The 20,360-nt window shown below is 64.6% G+C and carries 16 protein-coding genes and 1 tRNA gene; 13 read left to right on the top strand and 4 right to left on the bottom strand.

What is annotated here, in order from left to right; all coding sequences use genetic code 11:
• The first annotated feature begins 186 nt into the window (after positions 1-186).
• Positions 187-2,844 carry a nitrate reductase gene (locus AC07Y0_RS16845; protein ID WP_498678873.1) on the top strand — a complete coding sequence of 886 codons (2,658 nt, stop codon included), beginning with the start codon at positions 187-189 and terminating at the stop codon, positions 2,842-2,844.
• Between the two features lie 28 nt (positions 2,845-2,872).
• Entirely contained in the window at positions 2,873-4,546 is a 1,674-nt protein-coding gene (cysG, locus tag AC07Y0_RS16840; RefSeq protein WP_498680260.1) for a siroheme synthase CysG, read from the top strand.
• A gap of 49 nt (positions 4,547-4,595) precedes the next feature.
• Here the strand turns inward: cysG and AC07Y0_RS16835 are convergent.
• Together AC07Y0_RS16835 and AC07Y0_RS16830 are read right to left on the bottom strand one after the other, a co-directional pair.
• Positions 4,596-4,671: transfer RNA gene (locus AC07Y0_RS16835), tRNA-Thr, on the bottom strand.
• Between the two features lie 134 nt (positions 4,672-4,805).
• The gene (locus AC07Y0_RS16830; RefSeq protein WP_498678871.1) at positions 4,806-5,765 is read right to left on the bottom strand and encodes an NAD(P)H-dependent flavin oxidoreductase; all 960 of its coding nucleotides are present in this window, start codon (positions 5,763-5,765) and stop codon (positions 4,806-4,808) included.
• Between the two features lie 296 nt (positions 5,766-6,061).
• Between AC07Y0_RS16830 and AC07Y0_RS16825 the strand changes: the two genes are divergently transcribed.
• Positions 6,062-7,288 carry a hypothetical protein gene (locus tag AC07Y0_RS16825; RefSeq protein WP_498678869.1) on the top strand — a complete coding sequence of 409 codons (1,227 nt, stop codon included), beginning with the start codon at positions 6,062-6,064 and terminating at the stop codon, positions 7,286-7,288.
• 17 nt (positions 7,289-7,305) lie between these two features.
• On the opposite strand, the gene ppk2 is transcribed toward AC07Y0_RS16825, so the two are convergent.
• Positions 7,306-8,193: a polyphosphate kinase 2 gene (ppk2, locus tag AC07Y0_RS16820; RefSeq protein ID WP_498678868.1), complete on the bottom strand. Its 888-nt coding sequence runs from the start codon at positions 8,191-8,193 to the stop codon at positions 7,306-7,308.
• 212 nt (positions 8,194-8,405) lie between these two features.
• On the opposite strand from ppk2, the gene phoR reads away from it, so the two are divergent.
• The 7 genes from phoR (at position 8,406) to phoB (ending at position 15,918) form a co-directional block, all read left to right on the top strand.
• The gene (gene phoR / locus AC07Y0_RS16815; RefSeq protein WP_498678867.1) at positions 8,406-9,659 is read left to right on the top strand and encodes a phosphate regulon sensor histidine kinase PhoR; all 1,254 of its coding nucleotides are present in this window, start codon (positions 8,406-8,408) and stop codon (positions 9,657-9,659) included.
• A 193-nt stretch (positions 9,660-9,852) separates the two neighbouring features.
• The gene (locus tag AC07Y0_RS16810; protein WP_498678866.1) at positions 9,853-10,890 is read left to right on the top strand and encodes a substrate-binding domain-containing protein; all 1,038 of its coding nucleotides are present in this window, start codon (positions 9,853-9,855) and stop codon (positions 10,888-10,890) included.
• A gap of 60 nt (positions 10,891-10,950) precedes the next feature.
• Positions 10,951-12,324: a phosphate ABC transporter permease subunit PstC gene (pstC, locus tag AC07Y0_RS16805; protein WP_498678865.1), complete on the top strand. Its 1,374-nt coding sequence runs from the start codon at positions 10,951-10,953 to the stop codon at positions 12,322-12,324.
• Positions 12,324-13,613, top strand: a complete 1,290-nt coding sequence (gene pstA, locus AC07Y0_RS16800) for a phosphate ABC transporter permease PstA (protein WP_498678863.1) — start codon at positions 12,324-12,326, stop codon at positions 13,611-13,613. Before pstC ends, pstA begins: the two co-directional genes overlap by 1 nt.
• 15 nt (positions 13,614-13,628) lie before the next feature.
• Entirely contained in the window at positions 13,629-14,444 is an 816-nt protein-coding gene (gene pstB / locus AC07Y0_RS16795; RefSeq protein ID WP_498678862.1) for a phosphate ABC transporter ATP-binding protein PstB, read from the top strand.
• A 46-nt stretch (positions 14,445-14,490) separates the two neighbouring features.
• Positions 14,491-15,204: a phosphate signaling complex protein PhoU gene (gene phoU, locus AC07Y0_RS16790; protein ID WP_454744365.1), complete on the top strand. Its 714-nt coding sequence runs from the start codon at positions 14,491-14,493 to the stop codon at positions 15,202-15,204.
• Positions 15,205-15,234: 30 nt separating this feature from the next.
• Complete coding sequence (gene phoB / locus AC07Y0_RS16785; protein WP_028738869.1) at positions 15,235-15,918, top strand: phosphate regulon transcriptional regulator PhoB; 684 nt, start codon at positions 15,235-15,237, stop codon at positions 15,916-15,918.
• Between the two features lie 153 nt (positions 15,919-16,071).
• Here phoB and AC07Y0_RS16780 read toward each other — a convergent pair whose 3' ends face one another.
• Positions 16,072-16,608, bottom strand: coding sequence for a GcrA family cell cycle regulator (locus AC07Y0_RS16780; protein WP_498678861.1), 537 nt, complete (start codon positions 16,606-16,608; stop codon positions 16,072-16,074).
• 437 nt (positions 16,609-17,045) lie between these two features.
• Between AC07Y0_RS16780 and AC07Y0_RS16775 the strand changes: the two genes are divergently transcribed.
• The 3 genes from AC07Y0_RS16775 to AC07Y0_RS16765 all read left to right on the top strand — a co-directional run bounded on the left by AC07Y0_RS16775 (position 17,046) and on the right by AC07Y0_RS16765 (position 20,329).
• A complete protein-coding gene (locus tag AC07Y0_RS16775) occupies positions 17,046-18,257 on the top strand; it encodes an aspartate aminotransferase family protein (RefSeq protein ID WP_498678860.1) in 1,212 nt (403 codons plus the stop codon).
• Between the two features lie 8 nt (positions 18,258-18,265).
• On the top strand, positions 18,266-19,183 hold the full coding sequence (gene argF, locus AC07Y0_RS16770) for an ornithine carbamoyltransferase (RefSeq protein WP_498678859.1): 918 nt from the start codon (positions 18,266-18,268) through the stop codon (positions 19,181-19,183).
• Between the two features lie 147 nt (positions 19,184-19,330).
• Positions 19,331-20,329 (top strand): Hsp33 family molecular chaperone, encoded by a 999-nt coding sequence (locus AC07Y0_RS16765; protein ID WP_498678858.1) that lies wholly within the window; start codon positions 19,331-19,333, stop codon positions 20,327-20,329.
• The last annotated feature ends 31 nt before the right edge of the window (positions 20,330-20,360 follow it).

The raw sequence follows: 20,360 nt of genomic DNA, 5'->3' as shown, positions 1-20,360 counted from the left end.
GGATGGCGCGCGCCCTGCGGACAGTGCCCCTCATCCCCCTGCCGGGACCTTCTCCCCGCAGGCGGGGAGAAGGCGGATGGAACGCCGACGGTGCCACAATTCCCTTCTCCCCGTCGGAACGGGGAGAAGGTGGCGGCAGCCGGATGAGGGGCAAGGGTAGTCTGAGACAACAGAGGATGACTGCGAATGTCCACTGAAACCCGCACCACCTGTCCCTATTGCGGCGTCGGCTGTGGCGTGATCGCTAGCGTCGACGACACCGGCAAGGTGAGCGTCAAGGGCGACCCGGACCATCCGGCCAATTTCGGCCGCCTGTGCTCCAAGGGCTCGGCGCTGGCCGAAACCATCGATCTCGACGGCCGCCTGATGACGCCGGAGATTGCGGGCGCACCGGCCAGTTGGGACGCGGCCTTCGACCTTGTGGCGGAAAAATTCTCGCAAGCCATCGCCGAACAAGGCCCCGACTCGGTCGCCTTCTACGTCTCCGGCCAGCTGCTGACCGAGGACTACTATGTCGCCAACAAGCTGATGAAGGGCTTCATCGGTTCGGCCAATATCGACACCAATTCGCGGCTCTGCATGGCATCCTCGGTTGCCGGCCATCGCCGCGCCTTCGGCGCCGACACGGTGCCCGGCACCTATCGGGATCTGGAACTGGCCGACCTGATCGTTCTCACCGGCTCCAATCTCGCCTGGTGCCATCCGGTGCTCTACCAGCGCATCGCCGCCGCCAGGGCGGCCCGACCGGCGATGAAGATCGTCGTCATCGATCCGCGCCGCACCATGACCTGCGACATCGCCGACCTGCACCTGGCCGTTCGCCCCGACGGCGATGCCGCGCTGTTCAACGGCCTGCTCGCCCATCTCGCCCGAAGCCCGGCGCTCGACCAGACCTATATCGGTGCCCATACGAACGGCTTTGCCGAGGCCTTTGCCGCGGCCTCGTCCCTTTCCATGGCCGACCTGATCGAGGCGACCGGCCTGCCGGCCATGCAGATCCGCGAATTCTTCGCCCTGTTCGAGCGCACGGAAAAGACGGTCACCTGCTACAGCCAGGGGGTCAACCAGTCCTCCATCGGCACCGACAAGGTCAGTGCCATCATCAATTGCCATCTGGCCACCGGCCGCATCGGCCGTCCCGGCATGGGGCCTTTCTCGCTGACCGGCCAGCCCAATGCCATGGGCGGTCGCGAGGTCGGTGGCCTCGCCAACATGCTCGCCGCCCACATGGCGATCGAAAACCCGGAACACCGCGACCGCGTCCGGCGCTTCTGGAATGCGCCGACCATGGCCGAGAAGCCGGGCTTCAAGGCCGTCGACATGTTTCAGGCGGTGGCCGACGGACGCATCAAGGCGCTGTGGATCATGTCGACCAATCCGGTGGTCTCCATGCCGGACGCCGATGCGGTGAAGGCGGCGATCGCGGCCTGCCCCTTCGTCGTCGTCTCCGACATCATCCGTGACACGGACACCACAAGGCTGGCCCACGTCCTGCTTCCCGCCACCGGCTGGGGTGAGAAGGACGGCACGGTGACCAACTCCGAGCGCCGCATTTCCCGCCAGCGCGCCTTTCTTCCCCCGCCCGGCGATGCCCGGCCGGACTGGTGGCAGCTGGCCGAAGTCGGCCGCCGCATGGGCTTTGCCAAGGCCTTCGCCTTTGCCTCGCCGGCCGAGATCTTTGCCGAGCACGCGGCGCTCTCGGCTTTCGAAAACGACGGTAACCGCGACTTCGACATCGGCGCCTATGGTGACATCGAGGAGACCGGCTTTGCCGGGCTCGACCCCTTCCAGTGGCCGCAACCGGCGGGAACCGGACGGCAAGAGACCCGCTTCTTCGCCGATGGTCGGTTCTATCATGCCGATGGCAAGGCCCGCTTCGTCGCGGTCGAGTCCGAAGTGCCTGTCCGGACCTCCACCGACTTCCCCCTGGTGCTCAACACCGGCCGGGTGCGTGATCACTGGCATACCCTGACCCGCACCGGCAAAAGCGCCCGCCTGTCGGGTCATCTGGCCGAACCCTTCGTCGAGATCCACCCCGACGACGCCGCCAATCTCGGCATCAGCGACGCCGATCTGGTGCGGCTCGAAAGCCCGCACGGCCACATCATCGTGCGCGCCCTGCTCACCGCCCGGCAGGGGAGGGGCGGGGTCTTCGTGCCGATGCACTGGACGGACGAATTCTCCGCCCGCGCCCGCATCGACACGCTGCTGTCGTCGATCATCGATCCGGTCTCCGGCCAGCCGGCCTCCAAGCATGGCGCGATTGCTGCCCGTCGCTTTGCCGCCGGCGCCTATGGTTTTGCTGTGAGCGCGGTGAAGCCCTCCGGTCTCGACGCGACCTACTGGGCGCTCGCCCGGGCCGAGGGCGGCTGGCGCGTCGAACTCGCCTTCGACGCGCCGCTCTCCGATGTCGAGGCCTGGTGCCGTGTCCATTTCGCCTTGCCCGACGCCGCCGAAAGCCTCGGCTACAGCGACCGTGCCAGCGGCGAGGCTCGCATCGCCTTTTTCCAAGGAGATGCCTTGCTGTTCGCCCTGTTCCTGGCGCCCGATCCGGTCTCGGTGTCGCGCAACTGGGCGATTGCGCAGCTCTCCGAGCCGCATGCCGACAGCCGCACCCGCTTCGCCGTCGTCGCCGGCCGTCCAGGTGCGGGTCGCAGCGATCCGGGGGCCACCGTGTGCTCGTGTTTCTCCGTCGGCGTCAACCAGATCGTCGGCGCCGTTCGTGGCGGTTGCCTGACCGTCGAGGCGATCGGAGAGACACTCTATGCCGGAACCAATTGCGGCTCCTGCCGCGCCGAAATCAGGGGGATCATCGATGGATGCCAGGTCGCTGCCGCTGAATGACAAGGTCGCAAGGCCCGCGCCCGCCCGCATGGCTCCGCTCGCCAAGCTGCCGGTCTTCTGGTCGCTGGAAGGTAAACCCGCCGTCGTCGCCGGCGGCTCGGACGCCGCCGCGTGGAAGGTGGAACTGCTCGCCGCCTGCGGAGCGGAGGTGCACGTCTATTGCGCCGAGGACGAGCTGTCGGATGTCATGCGGGGGCTGATCGGGCAGGCGATCGCTCCTTTACCCGAAAGTATCCAGCCGCCACCCCCTTCTGTCCTGCCGGACATCTCCCCCTCAAGGGGGGAGATCGGCAAGACGCGCCGTGGTCGCTCCCCGTCCTCCGTCGGATATACCGACCCATGTGCCGCGAAAACATCTCCGGCTTCCGGCGAGGGTCAGAACTGGGTGACGGCGGCTGCCGTCCAGCCGATCTCCCCCCTTGAGGGGGAGATGTCCGGCAGGGCAGAGGGGGGAAATCACGCGCGCCGTGGCCAAATCCTCCACCACCCCGAACACTGGCATCCGGATATTTTCGGACATGCGGCTTTGGCCCTTGCCGACTGCGAAACCGACGAAGAAGCCCGTGTCTTCTTCGCCGCCGCCGTTGCCGCCGGCGTGCCGGTCAACATCATCGACAAGCCCGCCTATTGCCAGTTCCAGTTCGGCTCGATCGTCAACCGCTCGCCCGTCATCGTGTCGATCTCGACCGACGGTGCCGCCCCGATCCTCGCCCAGGCGATCCGCCGCCGCATCGAGACCCTGCTGCCGGCCGCGCTGAAGCAATGGGCGAAGCTGGCCCAGACGCTGCGGGAGCGCGTCAGCGACAGGCTCGCCCCCGGCCAGCCGCGTCGCGCCTTCTGGGAACGCTTCGTCGACCGGGCCTTTGCCGGAAACCAGCCGCCAGGCGAGGATGCCGCTCGAACCCTCCTCGCCGATGCCGAAAGGCTCGGCGGCGCGCCAGCCACCGGCCGCGTCACGCTGGTCGGCGCCGGCCCCGGCGATGCCGAGCTTTTGACGCTCAAGGCCGTGCGCGCGCTTCAGGCCGCCGATGTCATCCTGTTTGACGATCTTGTGTCGGAAGAGGTGCTTGAGCTTGCCCGTCGTGAGGCCAAGCGTCTGCTGGTCGGAAAACGCGGCGGCCGGACAAGCTGCAGGCAGGAGGACATCAACGACATGATGGTCAGGCTGGCCAAGGCCGGTAAACGCGTCGTGCGCCTGAAATCCGGCGATCCGATGATTTTTGGCCGGGCAGGGGAGGAGATCGCACGGCTTGAGGCGGAGGGCATTCCGGTCGATGTCGTGCCGGGCATCACGGCCGCCAGCGCCATGGCCTCGCGCCTCGGCCTGTCGCTCACCCATCGCGATCATGCGCAGTCGGTGCGCTTCGTCACCGGCCATTCGCGCGACGGAGGGCTGCCGAAGGACATGGACTGGTCGGCGCTGGCCGATCCGCACACGACCAATGTCTTCTACATGGGCGGCCGGACTGCGCCGCTGATCGCCGCGCGGCTGATGGGCGAAGGTGCAAGCCCCGCGACCCCCGTCGTCATCGTCAGCAATGTCAGCCGCCCGACGGAACGCCAATGGCGCGGCACGCTGGAGAACGTCGGCGAGGGAATTGCGCTCATCGGTTATGACGACCCGGTCCTGATCGCCATCGGCGGCAGTCTCGCGGCCTCAGTCTGCGTCGCGCAACACGCGGCAACCATCCAGGCGCAGTGACGAACCGGCGGTCGGATACGGATGGATATCGGGAGACAAAGGAAGAGAGTGGTGCCGCTTGCAGGACTCGAACCTGCGACCCCATCATTACGAATGATGTGCTCTACCACCTGAGCTAAAGCGGCCAACGCGAACCGCAGCGCGTGCGGTTCGTTGATCTGTCGGCGCTGATACAGGCATCGCGCCGGAAATTCAAGCCGGGAATTTCGGCTCCCGCGGTTTTCCCGCTTCCATGGCTCTGACGCTGCGGATGGGCGCCCTAAAGGGCGAGGCGGGCGCGGGCGGCCTGGTATTCGCTCTCCAGCCGGTCGACCACGGCGGAGACCGGTTCCACCGCCTTGACCGCGCCGATCCCCTGGCCGCAGCCCCAGATGTCCTTCCAGGCCTTGGCGCCGGTGGTCGCCTTGTCGAAATCCATCTTCGACGGGTCGGCGACCGGCAGGTTGTCGGGGTCGAGGCCCGCGGCGGCGATCGACGACTTCAGGTAATTGCCGTGGATACCGGTGAAATAGTTGGAATAGACGATGTCGTTGGCATGGGCCTCGACGATCGCCTGCTTGTAGGCATCCGATGCGCGCGCCTCGGTCGTGGCGATGAAGGGCGAGCCGATATAGGCCATGTCGGCGCCCATCGCCTGGGCGGCGAGAATGGCGCCGCCGGTCGAGATCGCGCCGGCCAGCAGCAGCGGCCCGTCGAACCATTCGCGGATTTCCTGGATCAGCGCGAAGGGCGACAGCGTGCCGGCATGGCCGCCGGCCCCGGTCGCCACCGCGATCAGGCCGTCGGCTCCCTTGCGGATCGCCGAATTGGCGTGGCGGTTGTTGATCACGTCGTGCAGCACGATGCCGCCATAGGAATGTACGGCGGCGTTGACCTCCGGCACCGCGCCGAGCGAGGAGATGACGATCGGCACCTTGTATTTCACGCACATCATCAGATCATGCTCCAGCCTCTTGTTCGAGGTGTGGACGATCTGGTTGACGGCGAAGGGGGCGGCCGGGCGATCCGGGTTCTTGGCATTGTGGCTCGCCAGTTCCTCGGTGATCTCGGCCAGCCATTCGTCCAGCTGGGCCTCCGGCCGGGCGTTGAGCGCCGGGAAGGAGCCGACGATGCCGGCCTTGCACTGCGCCAGCGTCAGCGCGGGATGGGAGATGATGAACAGTGGCGAGGCCACCACCGGAAGCCTGAGATGTTCGGAAAGGACCGGCGGAAGCGCCATGGGAAACCTCGCTAGATATTACGTTTACGGAAACGTCAATAAACTAGCAGAAGCCGCGCCGGAGGAAAAGACCGTCGGCGGTGTGCCGGCGTCGAAGTGCCCCGTCTCTTGCCCGATGGCGCGGTCTCCGGGGCAGCCACGGGGGCGACGAACGGTCCTCACGACCGCCACTTTCTTCTGCGTATCCGGTGTAACACAGATGGCGGGGCTTGCGGATTGCGCCTCCAGCCGTTACCGAATCGTTAAGACCACAATTGTGGGCGGAACAGTTGCCGCCGGCAGGAGCAGGATCGCCTTTGAACGGATTGGAAACGGCAATCAGAAACGCTCTCGAGCGCTCGGATCGCACCAATGCGGAAACCCGCGCCCGGATCTACCAGTCGGCGCGCCAGGCGCTGGAAAGCGGGTTGCGCAAGCAGAACATCAACGACGCCGAAACGGTCGCCCATCAGCGCCACCGGCTCGAGGCGCTGATCCATGCGATCGAGCAGGAGGAGCGCAGCCGACTCGTCGACGCCGTCAGTCCCCCGGAACCGCCGATGCGCCCAGCCGCCGCCGAAGCGCCGGCGCCCGCTCCCGTTTCCGCCCCGCCGGTCGCATCGCCCATGACAGCCTCGCCCCGTGCCGAACCCCGTTTCGGCGAGCCGGCTCCCCAGCCGCGTTCGCCCGCCCATACCGGCGAAGGCCTGGCCGTATCCCGCGACCATCGAGCCGAGCCGTCGATCGACGAACCGGAGCGTCGCCCCTCCATCGAGGAGGTCGATCAGGCGATCGAGGTGCGCGCCGAGGCGCCGATCCGGCCGCGCAAGCCGCGCCGCGGCGTCTATTCGCGCCTGTTCGCACTCTCCATTCTGTTCGCCACGCTCGGCATGGGGGCCTGGTGGGTCTATTCGACCGGCCTGCTGCTGTCGGAGTCGGAGCGCGACACCAGTGTTCCCAACCCGCCGCCGCGTGCCGAGGAAGAGGACTTCACCGGCGCTGAGCCGGCGGCACAGCCGGCCGGTCAGCCGACCGCGGATGAACCGGCCGAAACGACCGCCGAGCCGCGCACGCTCGACACCCAGAGCGGCTTTTCCGACAGCTGGCTGCAGGTGTTCGAGCCCAAGCAGATTTCCGCCATCCGCGCCCGTGGCAATGCCTTGGTCGATGTCGTCTCGGCAAGCGACGGCACGGCCGTTCAGGTGACGTCGCGCAGTCCCGATGATGACGGCAGCGCCGAGATCACCGTGCCGACCGAGGTGTTGCAGGAGATGGCGGGGCGCACCTCGACGATCGCGCTGACCCTGCAGTCGGCCGACGACAAGCCGGTGCAGATTTCCGTCTCCTGCGATTTCGGCCGGCTCGGCGACTGCGCGCGCCACCGCTTCACCGTCAATGCGGAAAGATCCGACGTGCTGTTCCGAGTCTCGTTCGATCGCACCATGGCGCCCGGCACCGCCGGCCACCTGCTGTTGAACGCCGATCTCGGCGGCACCGGCCGCGGCGTCAATCTCTATTCCGTGCGCATCCTGCCGGGCGAATAGACCGCCCGGCGGCCGCCTCAGCCCTTGTTCAGGAAGTCCGGGCCTGTGCCGATGATCTTCTTGTCGATCTTGCCGATCTTGCCTTCGTCCTTGCCCTCGTAGTCGAGCGACAGAAGGATGTGGCGAATGAGGTTCAGCCGCGCGCGCCGCTTGTCGTTCGCCTTGATCACCGTCCAGGGCGCATGGTCGGTATGCGTCTCCTTCAGCATGCGATCGCGCTTTTCCGTATAGTCGTCCCACTTGTGCAGCGCGGCGATGTCCATCGACGACAGTTTCCACATTCTCAGCGGATCGTGGCGCCGGTCGTGGAAGCGTTCCAGCTGCATCTTGCGGCCGATGTCCAGCCAGAACTTGAAGAAGTGGATGTCGTCCTGCTCGACGAGCTTTTCGAAGCGCGGCGCCTGCTTGAGGAAATCCTCGTATTGCTCCGGCCTGCAGAAGCCCATGACCGGCTCGACGCCGGCCCGGTTGTACCAGGAGCGGTCGAACAGCACGAATTCGCCGCGGCTCGGGAAATGCGGGACATAGCGCTGGAAATACCATTGCCCGGCTTCCGTCTCGGTCGGCTTGGTCAGGGCCACTACCCGGGCGGAGCGCGGATTCATGTAGGAGAGGGTCGCATGGATCGAACCGCCCTTGCCGGCGGCGTCGCGCCCCTCGAGCAGCGCCATCACGCGCTGGCCGGTCTTCTGCTGCCAGAACTGCACCTTGACGAGTTCGATCTGCAGCTTTTCCAGGTCGCTCTCATACTCGTCCTCGTCCATCTTCTTGTCGTAGGGAAAATTCCCCGAGGCGAGCGATTCGTCGTCTATCCATTTCGGCAGTTTCGGATCGTCGATGTCGAAGATGCGCGTCTCGCCGTCGATCTTCAGTTCGACGGCGCGGCTTTCCGGTGCTGTGTTCATGCTTTTTCTCCCGCGCGCCGCGGCTGGCGCCGGGCGAAGTCTAGTCAGGCCATATTTGCCGCACGGATTCAAGCCCTTGCTTATATCCGCCGGCGGCGCGACGGTCGGGGAAAATCCCGGTCCGTTATGGTGCGGCCCGCAAACATCTGTCATGAATCGACGCTATGAGGGCAGTTTGATGATCGGGCACGAAACATGAAGGCGGACGCCTCTTGAGCGGAAATTCCTTTGGCTGGCGAATTCTGGTGCGGCGTGCCGCGTCTGGCTGGGCCTATCTCGTCGCCGCCGCACTTGTCTCGCTCGCGGCCTATCTCTCCGGGGCGGAGTCGGCTTTTGCCGCCATTCTCTTCGGCCTCGCGGTCGTCGCCATCCTGCTGCGCAATGGCGCGGACCAGCCGGTCGTCCGATCCGAGACCACACCTGCGCCGGCGCCAGTGGAAAAGGTCGACGCGTCCGGTCCGGTGATCTCCGCCGTCCTCGGCGCCATCGAGCTGCCGGTCTTCGTCCTTGGTCGCGACGCTGTCCTGCGCGAGCAGAACCGCGCGGCGGAAAAGGCCTTCGGCGCGCTCGAGCCCGGCCTTCATATTTCGGCGCGCTTCCGCTCGCCGAGCGTCCTCGACATGGTGCGCGAGACCATCGCCACCGACGAGCCGAACCAGATCGAGCATTCCGAGCGGCTTCCCTCCGAGCGGGTCTATATCGTCCGCATCGCGCCGCTCCATATAGAAGGCGCGCGGGAGGACCTGTTCCTGCTGTCGTTCAAGGACATATCCGAACTGCGCCGCATCGACCGGATGCGCAGCGATTTCGTCGCCAATGCCAGCCACGAGCTGCGCACGCCGCTCGCCTCCCTGCGCGGCTTCATCGAGACCATGCAGGGGCCGGCCCGCGCCGACCCCAAGGCGCAGGAGCGCTTCCTCGCCATCATGCTGGACCAGGCGAACCGCATGAGCCGTCTGGTCGACGACCTGCTGTCGCTCTCCAGGCTGGAGCTCAAGGCGCATATCGCTCCCGACCAGATGGTCGATCTCGTGCCGGTCATCGGCCATGTGCGCGACAGCCTGGCGCCGCTCGCTTCGGATCTCGACGTCGAAATCCGCCTTCACGTGCCAGACGGCAAGGTCGAGGTGCTGGGCGATCGGGACGAACTCGTCCAGGTGTTCGAGAACCTGATCGAGAATGCCTGCAAATACGGCCAGGAGGGCAAGGTCGTCGACGTCTATGTCCGCAATCCGGCCGGCGGCTCCGTCGAAGTCAGCATCGTCGACCACGGTCCGGGCATCCCGGCCGAGCATGTCCCGCGCCTGACGGAGCGCTTCTACCGGGTGAGCGTGACCGACAGCCGCTCGAAGAAAGGCACCGGATTGGGGCTGGCGATCGTCAAGCACATCCTCACCCGCCACCGGGCCAGGCTGATCGTCCGCTCGGAAATCGACCAGGGAACCGAGTTTACCGTGCGTTTTTGACATAAAACTCGGGCGTCCGGCTGCCCCATTCTAAAAATCATAGAAAAATCAGTATGATGCATTGTCACAAATGTTTCATCGAACTGACATAAAAGCGTGGGGGAAGGGTCGGTATGAACGGCGTGCTGATCTTTGGCGGACAACGCTGAACTTGGTCGCATCGACCCACCAGCCCAATGACGGGAGAAATCTAATGAACGTTTTGAAACTTTCGGCGGCAGCCCTTGTTGCCTCGGTCGCCTTCGTCGGCGCCGCTGTCGCCCGTGACCAGATCAAGATCGTCGGCTCCTCGACGGTTTTCCCTTACACCCAGGCCGTATCCGAAGAATTCTCCACGAAGTCCGGCAAGCCGGCTCCCGTCGTTGAATCGACCGGCACCGGTGGCGGTTTCAAGGCTTTCTGCGGCGGCGTCGGTGAAGAATTTGCCGACATCACCGGTGCATCGCGCGCCATCAAGTCTTCGGAAGTTGAACTCTGCGCCAAGAACGGCGTCGACAACATCACTGAAGCCATGATCGGCTATGACGGCCTCTCGATCGCTCACGCCCGCAGCGCTCCGGACATGAACCTGACCGAAGAGCAGATCTTCAAGGCACTGGCTGCCGAACTTCCGGATGGCAAGGGTGGCTTCGTTGCCAACCCGAACAAGAAGTGGTCGGATGTCGACGCTTCGCTCCCGGCTTTCGACATCGTTGCCTTCGGTCCTCCGCCGACGTCTGGCACCCGCGACGCTTTCGTCGAGCTTGTCATGCATGACGGTTGCGGCAAGCTCGAAGGCATGGCCGATCTGAAGAAGGCCGACGAGAAGAAGTGGACCGAAGTCTGCTCGCGCATGCGTCAGGACGGCCCGTTCGTAGAAGCCGGTGAGAACGACAACCTGATCGTGCAGCGTCTGGAAGCCGACGCCAATGCCGTCGGTATCTTCGGTTACTCGTTCCTGTATGAAAACGAAGACAAGCTGAAGGCAGTCAGCGTCAACGGCATCGCGCCGACCTTCGACACGATCGCCGACGGTTCGTACCCGGTCGCTCGTCCGCTCTTCATCTACATCAAGAACGCACACCGCGACGTTATCCCGGGCATGAAGGAGTTTCTCGAAGAATACGTCTCCGAGGCTGCCCTTGGTCCGGATGGCTACCTCGCCGAGCGTGGCCTGACCCCGCTGGCTGACGACCTGCGCGCCAAGGTTGCCGAGGCCGTCACGTCTGCTACCAAGTACGTTGCCAAGTAAATCGTCAAGAACCGACCGCACGCCAATCGGCGTGCGGTCTCTCCTTTGGTGAGGCCCCCCATGACTGCTTCCCTGCTGTTGGCGATCCTGGCGCTTGCGCTGTTCGCGGCATTCGTTTCGTCCGGCAAGGCTAAGGCTGTTCAGGCCGCTCCGTCTGCCGGGAAAGCCCATTCCCGCCCGATCTATCATGGCTTGAATGCGGCCATCTGGACCGGCGTGCCGGCGGCCGTGCTGATCCTCGTGTGGTTGTTTGCTCAAGGGTCGATCATCGATTCCTACGTTCTGTCGCAAATGCCTGCGGCCGAGACGGCGTCCGCGTCGGAGCGCGCCCTTCTGATGAGCGAAGTCCGCCAGCTTGCCGCGGGCAATTCCTTCAAGGAGCCGACGCCCGACATTCGTGCCGGCGCCGCCGTGCTCACCTCCGTCCGGTTTGCCGTCCAGTGGGCCATGGTTGTCGTCGCTGTCGCTGTGGCTGTCGTTGGCGCGTTCCTCGGCCTGAAGGTTGTGACTCCGCGGTTCCGCGCCCGCCATTCGGTCGAGCGTGCGGTGACCTTGTTCATGATGTTCTCGTCGCTGGTCGCGATCATCACGACAGGCGGCATTGTTGCCTCGCTCCTGTTCGAGGCCGGACGCTTCTTCCTCAAGGTTCCTGTCACCGAATTCCTGTTCGGGCTGCGCTGGGAGCCGCAGATTGCCATGCGCGCCGACCAGGTGGCCGGCCAGGGCGCCTTCGGCGTCATTCCGGTTCTGTTCGGCACCTTTGTCATCTCGCTCCTCGCCATGCTCGTGGCCGTGCCCGTCGGCATCCTCTCGGCCATCTATCTGACCGAATATGCGCATCACAGCGTGCGCGCCGTCGTGAAGCCGTTGATGGAAATCCTCGCTGGCGTACCGACGGTCGTCTACGGCTTCTTCGCGGTTCTGACCGTGGCGCCTGCGATCCGCACGCTCGGCATGAGCATCGGCGTGACGGCATCGCCGAACAGCGCCTTGGCTGCGGGCCTTGTCATGGGTATCATGATCATTCCGCTGATCTCCTCGCTTTCCGACGATGCTTTCGCTGCCGTTCCCCGCGCCTTGCGGGACGGATCCCTGGCGCTCGGCGCCACCAAGGGCGAGACCATCCGCAAGGTTCTGCTCCCCGCAGCCTTGCCGGGCATCGTCGGCGGCGTTCTTCTCGCGCTCAGCCGCGCCATCGGCGAGACCATGATCGTCGTCATGGCGGCCGGTCTGATCGCCAACATGACGCTCAACCCGTTCGACTCCGTGACGACCGTGACCGTTCAGATCGTAACTCTGCTGACGGGTGATGCCGAGTTCGACAATCCGAAGACGCTGGCCGCCTTTGCGCTCGGCCTGATCCTCTTCATTGTCACCCTGATCCTGAACATCATCGCGCTGGGCACCGTGCGCAAGTACCGGGAGAAATACTGATGAACCCGACCGCAGAGCAGACCGCCCGCTCGGTGAATTGGCAGTCCAAGGAGATGGCGGCGCGACGCAAGGCGCGCTATGCCGCCGAAGCGCGGCTGAAGATCTACGGCCTCGCGGCGATTGCCGTGGCCCTGGGCTTCCTCGCCTTCTTGCTGATCTCGCTCACCTATACCGGCCACAAGGCCTTCATCCAGACAGAGGTGGTCATCGAACTGGACCTGTCGGCCTCCGGCGTCGATCAGTCCAAGATCATGGACGCCGACTGGCGCGGCATCGTCCGAAAGGCTCTGTTGCAGGAAGTCGGCGACATCCCGCGGAGCGAGCAGCGAGAATTTTTCGGTCTCTTCACCGACCAGGCGGCCTACATCGTCCGTGACGAGGTCATTGCCGACCCAAGCAAGCTCTTGGGCAGGCAGGAGTTCACGGTCCCGATGTCCGATCCGGCCGACCAGTTCGCCAAGGGCGAAATCAGCCGCGAAACGCCCGAAAGTCAACGCCGCATGTCGGATCGACAGATCGCCTATTTCGATGCGATGGTCGAAAAAGGCTCGATCACGCAGCCGTTCAACTGGGCTCTCTTCTTCAGTCCCGACAGCCGTTATCCCGAACTTGCGGGTCTTGCCGGCGCGATTGCGGGTTCGTTCTGGACTCTCGTCGTCTGCCTTGTCATTTCCTTGCCGGCCGGCATCGCAGCCGCGATCTATCTTGAGGAATTTGCGCCGAAGAACCGCTTCACCGACCTGATTGAGGTGAACATCAACAACCTCGCCGCCGTTCCCTCGATCATTTTCGGTCTGCTCGGCCTGGCGGTCTTCCTCGGATGGTTCGGTCTGCCGCGTTCGGCGCCGCTGGTCGGCGGCCTCGTCCTGTCGCTGATGACGCTCCCCACGCTCATCATCACGACCCGCAACTCGCTGAAATCTGTGCCCTCGTCCATCCGCGAAGCCGCGCTCGGCATTGGTGCGTCGAAGCACGAGGCGATCTTCCACCACATTCTGCCGCTTGCCATGCCGGCCATCATGACAGGTACGATCATTTCCCTGGCGCGCGCGCTCGGCGAAACCGCTCCGTTGCTTCTGATCGGCATGAATGCTTTCATCACCTCGGAACCAGGCGGCGTCATGGATGCTGCGACTGCCCTTCCGACCCAGATCTACATCTGGGCGGACAGCCCCGAGCGCGGCTTCGTGGCGCGCACCTCGGCGGCCATTCTGGTTCTTCTTGGGTTCCTGATCGTGATGAACGGGATAGCGATCTATTTGCGTCAACGCTTCGAGCGGCGCTGGTAACGGGAGCCAAGAGAGATGAACATATTGTCCGACGCAGCGGTTGAGAAGGCACTGGAACAGAAGATGACCGAAGTTGACTACAAGATGATCGGCCAAGACGTGTCGGTGTACTATGGCGAGAAGCGTGCGCTTTTTGACGTCAATCTGAACGTTCGCAAGAACACCGTGACGGCGCTCATCGGTCCGTCCGGCTGTGGCAAGTCTACCTTCCTGCGGTGCCTGAACCGGATGAACGACACGATCGACGGCTGCCGGGTCACCGGCAAGATCACACTGGATGGCGGGGACATTTACGACCCGTCCATCGACGTCGTCGAACTGCGCGCCCGCGTCGGCATGGTCTTCCAGAAGCCGAACCCGTTCCCGAAATCGATCTACGAGAACATCGCCTACGGCCCGCGCATCCATGGCCTCGCCCGCTCCAAGGCCGATCTCGACCAGGTCGTCGAAAGCAGCCTGCTCAAGGCCGGCCTGTGGAACGAAGTGAAGGATCGGCTGCAGGAGTCCGGCACCGGTCTCTCCGGCGGCCAGCAGCAGCGCCTTTGCATCGCCCGTGCCGTCGCCGTGAGCCCTGAAGTCATCCTGATGGACGAACCCTGCTCGGCGCTCGACCCGATCGCCACCGCCAAGGTCGAGGAACTGATCCACGAGTTGCGCGCCAATTTCACCATCGTCATCGTCACCCACTCGATGCAGCAGGCCGCCCGCGTGTCGCAGCGCACCGCGATGTTCCACCTCGGCCTGCTGGTCGAGGAAAACGACACGGACAAGATGTTCACCAATCCGGACGATCAGCGCACCCAGGACTATATCATGGGCCGCTTCGGCTGAGCCGGCGCTTCCATCCGAGCGGACACCAAATTCAAGGACAACGAACATGTCGGCATCGCATATCTACACCGCCTATGACGAAGAACTGAAATACCTGATGCGCCGCATCACCGAGATGGGCGGCCTTGCCGAACAGATGGTCGCCGACAGTGTGCGGGCGCTGGTCAACTCCGACGCGGCGCTGGCGCAGAAGGTCATTTCCGATGACGTGATCATGGATGCGGCCGAGCGCGAGATCGGCGACAAGGCGATCATCACCATCGCCCGCCGCCAACCGGTCGCCGCCGACCTTCGCGAGATCATCGGCGCGCTGCGCATCGCCAACGACCTGGAACGCGTCGGCGACCTCGGCAAGAGCAATGCCAAGCGCGTCATGGCCATCCAGGCGACCGGCGTGCCGCGCAAGCTGGCCCGTGGCCTCGAACACCTCAGCGAACTGGCCCTGATCCAGCTCAAGGAAGTGCTCGACGTCTACACGACGCGCTCCGCCGAAAAGGCCAAGTCGATCCGCGACCGCGACGAGGAAATCGACGCCATGTACACCTCGCTGTTCCGCGAGCTGTTGACCTACATGATGGAAGATCCGCGCAACATCACCAGTTGCACCCATCTGCTGTTCTGCGCCAAGAACATCGAGCGCATCGGCGACCATGCCACCAACATCGCCGAGACCATCTACTACATGGCCACGGGCGACCAGCCCGAAGGAGAGCGTCCGAAGGACGACCTGACCTCCTCCTTCGGTGCCATCACCGAATAATCCGGCTGCATCGAGAGGTTATCGACCGACATGCTTCCCAAAATCGCCGTCGTCGAGGACGAGGAAGCCCTCAGCGTCCTGCTCCGCTACAATCTGGAGGCTGAAGGCTACGAGGTTGAAACGATCCTGCGCGGGGACGAGGCGGAGCTTCGCCTGCAGGAACGCGTTCCCGACCTGCTGATCCTCGACTGGATGCTGCCCGGCGTGTCCGGCATCGAGCTTTGCCGCCGTCTGCGCATGCGCCCCGAAACCGAGCGCCTGCCGATCATCATGCTGACGGCGCGCGGCGAGGAGAGCGAGCGGGTCCGCGGGCTCGCCACCGGCGCCGACGACTATGTCGTCAAGCCGTTCTCGACGCCGGAGCTGATGGCCCGCGTCAAGGCCATGCTGCGCCGTGCCCGCCCGGAAGTGCTCTCCAGCGTCCTGCGCTGCGGCGATATCGAGCTGGACAGGGAAACCCATCGCGTTCACCGCAAGAGCCGCGAAGTGCGCCTCGGCCCGACCGAATTCCGCCTGCTGGAGTTCCTCATGGCTTCGCCTGGCCGTGTCTACTCACGTTCGCAGCTGCTGGACGGAGTCTGGGGCCACGACATCTATGTCGACGAGCGCACGGTCGACGTGCATGTTGGACGGCTGCGCAAGGCGCTCAACTTCTCCAACCTGCAGGACGTCATCCGCACGGTCCGCGGCGCGGGCTATTCGATGGAAGCCTGAAGGGCGCAGTCGATCCCAACGGACAAACAGAAAACGGGCCCGCGTGGCCCGTTTTTCGTATCCGCCGGCATCAGATGGCCGGCCAATGGGTCGTGTCTCGCGACAGGGCCAAGTCCGGGCGGCAGGCCGCCCGGCACTTCTGTCCGATCCGCCTTAGCGGGCTGCCGCGTTCGCTGCCTTGCGGCGCTCGCCGACCGGCTGATAGGCCAGCTTGGCGTGATAGCCGCAATAGGGCGAAGTATCCGCGGATTCGCAGCCGCAGAAGTGGAAGTCGTCCTTCATCGGGTCGCCGATCGGCCACTTGCAGGTGCGTTCGGTGAGTTCGGTCAGCGCCAGCTTGCGCGAAATCGGCAGGACGACGCCACGGCTCGGGGCGACTGCGATCTCCTCGATGCCGTCGATTTCGATCTCTTCCTTGAGCATGTTGGTGCCCGAGGCGCGGGCGACGGTGCGGGTCGTGACGCGCGACGCGAAGGTCGTGGCGCGCGGTGCAGCCGCCGGGCGCTTGGCTGCCCGCGTCGCAGCCGAGCTGCCGCCGGCCTTGGCGCGGCCCGGAAGGTTCAGTCGGTGAACCTTGCCGATGACGGCATTGCGGCTCACACCGCCCAGTTGTGCTGCGATCTGGCTCGCGCTCAAGCCTTCCGACCAAAGTCGCTTGAGTTTTTCCACGCGCTCATCTGTCCAATTCATGCCGTTATCTCTCCGCCGCTCGCGATTTGTGATGGCAGAATCGCTCACCGTTGCTTCGGAAGGATCCGAAACAAACTCGCCTCGATACTGTCGGTGACTGGTTCCGCCGCATGCAGTTTCTTTATTGACTATTAACCTAGTGCCGGGCTGACTCCGTGACAAGAGTCGGTCGAATCATCGCGAATCGATTCTGGAGTTTTCCCCAACTTGCTACCCTGGCGCGTCGCGGCCGCTCGCGTGGTCAAACGACGCGGTCTTGCTCCCGGCATGGTCGAAAATTCAGGCGCGCCGCGCTGTTTCGTTGACAGGCAAGGTCGAAATGTCGATAGTGCCCCCGCCGCCGCAAGGCGGCATTTTTGATTTTTCAAGGCACCGTTCGCCGGGAGATCAAAAGCGTCCGTCGTCCCGTCAAGCCCTCCCGAAGGAGTGTTTTCATCATGGCAGAAGCCTCTCCCCTCTATCAGACCTATATGCGCGCGCCCTTGCGGTTCGAGCGAGGCGAGGGTGTGTGGCTGGTGACCGAGGGTGGCGAACGCTATCTCGACTTTGCGGCCGGTGTCGCGGTCAATTCGCTCGGCCATGCCCATCCGCACCTGATCGAGGCGCTGACGACGCAGGCCGGCAAGGTCTGGCATCTCTCGAACCTCTATGACGTCCCCGGCCAGGAGACGCTCGGCCGCCGGCTGACCGAAGCGACCTTCGCCGATCGCGTCTTCTTCACCAATTCTGGCGCCGAGGCGCTGGAATGCGCGATCAAGACGGCGCGCCGCTATCAGTTCGTCAAGGGCCATCCCGAGCGCTTCCACATCATCACCTTCGAGGGCGCCTTCCACGGCCGCACCATCGCGACCATCGCCGCCGGCGGCCAGGAGAAATATCTCGAGGGCTTCGGCCCGAAGGCGCCCGGCTTCGACCAGGTGCCCTTCGGCGATCTCGATGCCGTCAAGGCGGCCATCACCGATCAGACGGCCGCGATCCTGATCGAGCCGGTACAGGGCGAGGGCGGCCTGCGCACCGCGTCGAACGAATTCCTCCGGGCGCTCCGCCAGATCTGCGACGAGAACGAACTGCTGCTCGTGCTGGACGAGGTCCAGTGCGGCGTCGGCCGGACCGGCAAGCTGTTCGCCCACGAATGGGCCGGCATTACCCCGGACATCATGGCGGTCGCCAAGGGCATCGGCGGCGGCTTTCCGCTCGGCGCTTGCCTCGCGACAGAAGAGGCCGCCTCCGGCATGAAGGCCGGCACTCATGGCTCGACCTATGGCGGCAATCCGCTCGCCATGGCCGTCGGCAATGCCGTGCTCGACGTCGTGCTGGCCGACGGTTTCCTCGACCACGTCCGCGAAGTGGCGTTGATCTTCCGCCAGGGTCTCGCTTCGCTGAAGGACCGTTATCCCGATATCATCGAGGAGATCCGCGGCGAAGGCCTTATGCTCGGCATCAAGGCCAAGGTGCCCAACACCGACCTGCTGATGGCGATGCGCGAGGAGCATGTGCTGGGTGTTCCTGCCGGCGACAACGTCATCCGTCTCCTGCCGCCGCTCATCGTCACCGTCGAAGAGGCCCGCGAAGGGTTGAAGCGCATCGAACAGGCGGCCGAGCACCTGCAGGGCAAGCTCGCAGCGGCGTCATCGAACCAGGGCAGGTAAGCAAAGACATGGCATCTCCGAAGCATTTTCTCGATCTCTCCGCCATGACGGCGCCCGACCTCCGGCTGATCCTGGAGGACGCCAAGACGCGCAAGCAGTCGACCAAGGCCGGCACCGCCGAAAAGCCGCTTTCCGGCAAGATGCTGGCGATGATCTTCGAAAAGCCGTCGACGCGCACCCGCGTCTCCTTCGACGTCGGCATGCGCCAGCTCGGCGGCGAGACGCTGTTCCTGTCCGGCACCGAAATGCAGCTCGGCCGCGCCGAAACGATCGGCGACACGGCCAAGGTCCTGTCGCGCTATGTCGACGCGATCATGATCCGCACCACCGACCACTCGCGTCTGCTGGAAATGGCCGAGTATGCCACCGTGCCGGTGATCAATGCGCTCACCGACAGCACCCATCCCTGCCAGATCATGGCCGACGTGATGACCTTCGAGGAGCATCGCGGCCCCATCAAGGGCAAGACCATCGCCTGGACCGGCGACGGCAACAATGTTCTGCATTCGCTGGTCGAGGGCTCGGCCCGGTTCGGCTACCGCATGAACATGGCCGTGCCGCTCGGTTCCGAGCCGGACGACAAGATCCTCAACTGGGCGCGCAACAATGGCGGCGAGATCATGCTGTGCCATGACGCGGACCGCGCCGTGGACGGTGCCGACGTGGTGGTGACCGATACCTGGATCTCCATGAACCAGGAGCACAAGGCGCGTGGCCACAATGTCTTCCAGCCGTTCCAGGTCAATGCCGCGCTGATGAAGCAGGCCCAACCGAACGCGTTGTTCATGCATTGCCTGCCGGCCCATCGCGGCGAGGAAGTGACCAACGAGGTAATCGACGGCCCGCAGTCGGTCGTGTTCGACGAGGCGGAAAACCGTCTGCATGCGCAGAAGTCGATCCTCGCCTGGTGCCTCGGCGCCATCTGATCGCGGCTGCAGCAGCCTGAAGATGACGCGGCGGAACGACAGCTTTCGCCGCGCTTGATCTTTTTCCGCCCGGTTCCCATTTGTGCCATTGAGAAAGAGGCCCTGCGCCTCGCCATGTTCGAGCGCCAAGGCGCCAGGAGTACAATGATGATGAACAGGCCTGCCGAGCTCGGCGAATTCGGTTTCGCCGGTGATGACCGGGTCGTGCCCTTCCAGGTGGAAGGTCTCGACGTGCGCGGTCGCGCCGTGCAGATTGGTCCCTTGCTGAATACCATTCTTGCCCGCCACGACTATCCCGAGCCGGTCGCCCGGCTGCTGGCCGAGGCGATCGTGCTCACCGTGCTGATCGGCACCTCGCTCAAGTTCGAGGGCAAGTTCACCGTCCAGACCAAGAGCGACGGTCCGGTCGACCTGCTGGTTGCGGACTTCGCCTCGCCGGAAAATGTCCGCGCCTATGCCCGCTTCGACGAGGAGCGTCTGGCCGAGGCGGTGGCCGCCGGCCGCACCTCGCCCGAGCAGTTGCTCGGCGCGGGCGTGCTGGCGCTCACCATCGACCAGGGCAATTTCATGCAGCCCTATCAGGGCATCGTGCCGCTGGACGGCGCCTCGCTCGAGGATATTGCCGGGGTCTATTTCCGCCAGTCGGAGCAGATCCCGACGCGTGTGCGCCTTGGTGCCGCCGAGTTCTTCGATCGCGACGAAGACGGCCGTCCGCGCCGCACCTGGCGTGCCGGCGGTCTGATCGCCCAGTTCCTGCCCGAGGCGCCAGAACGCCTGCGGCACTCCGACCTGCATGGCGGCGACGGCGACAATGGCGACAATGGCGACCGGCCGCACTCGGATGACGATGCCTGGGCGGAAGCGCGCATGCTGGTCGACACGGTCGACGCCGACGAACTGACCGATCCACAGATCGGTGTGGAACGCCTGCTGTTCCGCCTGTTCCACGAGCGCGGCGTGCGGGTCTATGAGCCCCATGCCGTCTATGACCGATGCAGTTGTTCGCGCGAGAAGATCAAGGGCGTGCTGTCGAGCTTCTCGCAGGAGGAGATCGATGCCAGCCAGACGGACGGCGCGATCACGGTCACCTGCGAGTTCTGCTCGACGACCTACCGCTATGAGGCGGCGGAAGTCCTGAACGCCTGAGCAGGGCCGAAATGGAATGATGCGAGCGGCA

It is taken from the genome of Allorhizobium sp. GW101-3B10 (assembly GCF_059424725.1).
This window is presented reverse-complemented; position numbering and strand designations above follow the sequence as displayed.

Bases quoted from the DNA above. Each gene is read 5' to 3' on its own strand.
- AC07Y0_RS16780 (WP_498678861.1), bottom strand. From the start codon at position 16,608: ATGAATTGGACAGATGAGCGCGTGGAAAAACTCAAGCGACTTTGGTCG.
- pstB (WP_498678862.1), top strand. From the start codon at position 13,629: ATGAACATATTGTCCGACGCAGCGGTTGAGAAGGCACTGGAACAGAAG.
- cysG (WP_498680260.1), top strand. From the start codon at position 2,873: ATGGCTCCGCTCGCCAAGCTGCCGGTCTTCTGGTCGCTGGAAGGTAAA.
- AC07Y0_RS16830 (WP_498678871.1), bottom strand. From the start codon at position 5,765: ATGGCGCTTCCGCCGGTCCTTTCCGAACATCTCAGGCTTCCGGTGGTG.
- argF (WP_498678859.1), top strand. From the start codon at position 18,266: ATGGCATCTCCGAAGCATTTTCTCGATCTCTCCGCCATGACGGCGCCC.
- AC07Y0_RS16775 (WP_498678860.1), top strand. From the start codon at position 17,046: ATGGCAGAAGCCTCTCCCCTCTATCAGACCTATATGCGCGCGCCCTTG.
- phoU (WP_454744365.1), top strand. From the start codon at position 14,491: ATGTCGGCATCGCATATCTACACCGCCTATGACGAAGAACTGAAATAC.
- ppk2 (WP_498678868.1), bottom strand. From the start codon at position 8,193: ATGAACACAGCACCGGAAAGCCGCGCCGTCGAACTGAAGATCGACGGC.
- AC07Y0_RS16765 (WP_498678858.1), top strand. From the start codon at position 19,331: ATGATGAACAGGCCTGCCGAGCTCGGCGAATTCGGTTTCGCCGGTGAT.
- AC07Y0_RS16810 (WP_498678866.1), top strand. From the start codon at position 9,853: ATGAACGTTTTGAAACTTTCGGCGGCAGCCCTTGTTGCCTCGGTCGCC.
- pstC (WP_498678865.1), top strand. From the start codon at position 10,951: ATGACTGCTTCCCTGCTGTTGGCGATCCTGGCGCTTGCGCTGTTCGCG.
- phoB (WP_028738869.1), top strand. From the start codon at position 15,235: ATGCTTCCCAAAATCGCCGTCGTCGAGGACGAGGAAGCCCTCAGCGTC.
- pstA (WP_498678863.1), top strand. From the start codon at position 12,324: ATGAACCCGACCGCAGAGCAGACCGCCCGCTCGGTGAATTGGCAGTCC.
- AC07Y0_RS16845 (WP_498678873.1), top strand. From the start codon at position 187: ATGTCCACTGAAACCCGCACCACCTGTCCCTATTGCGGCGTCGGCTGT.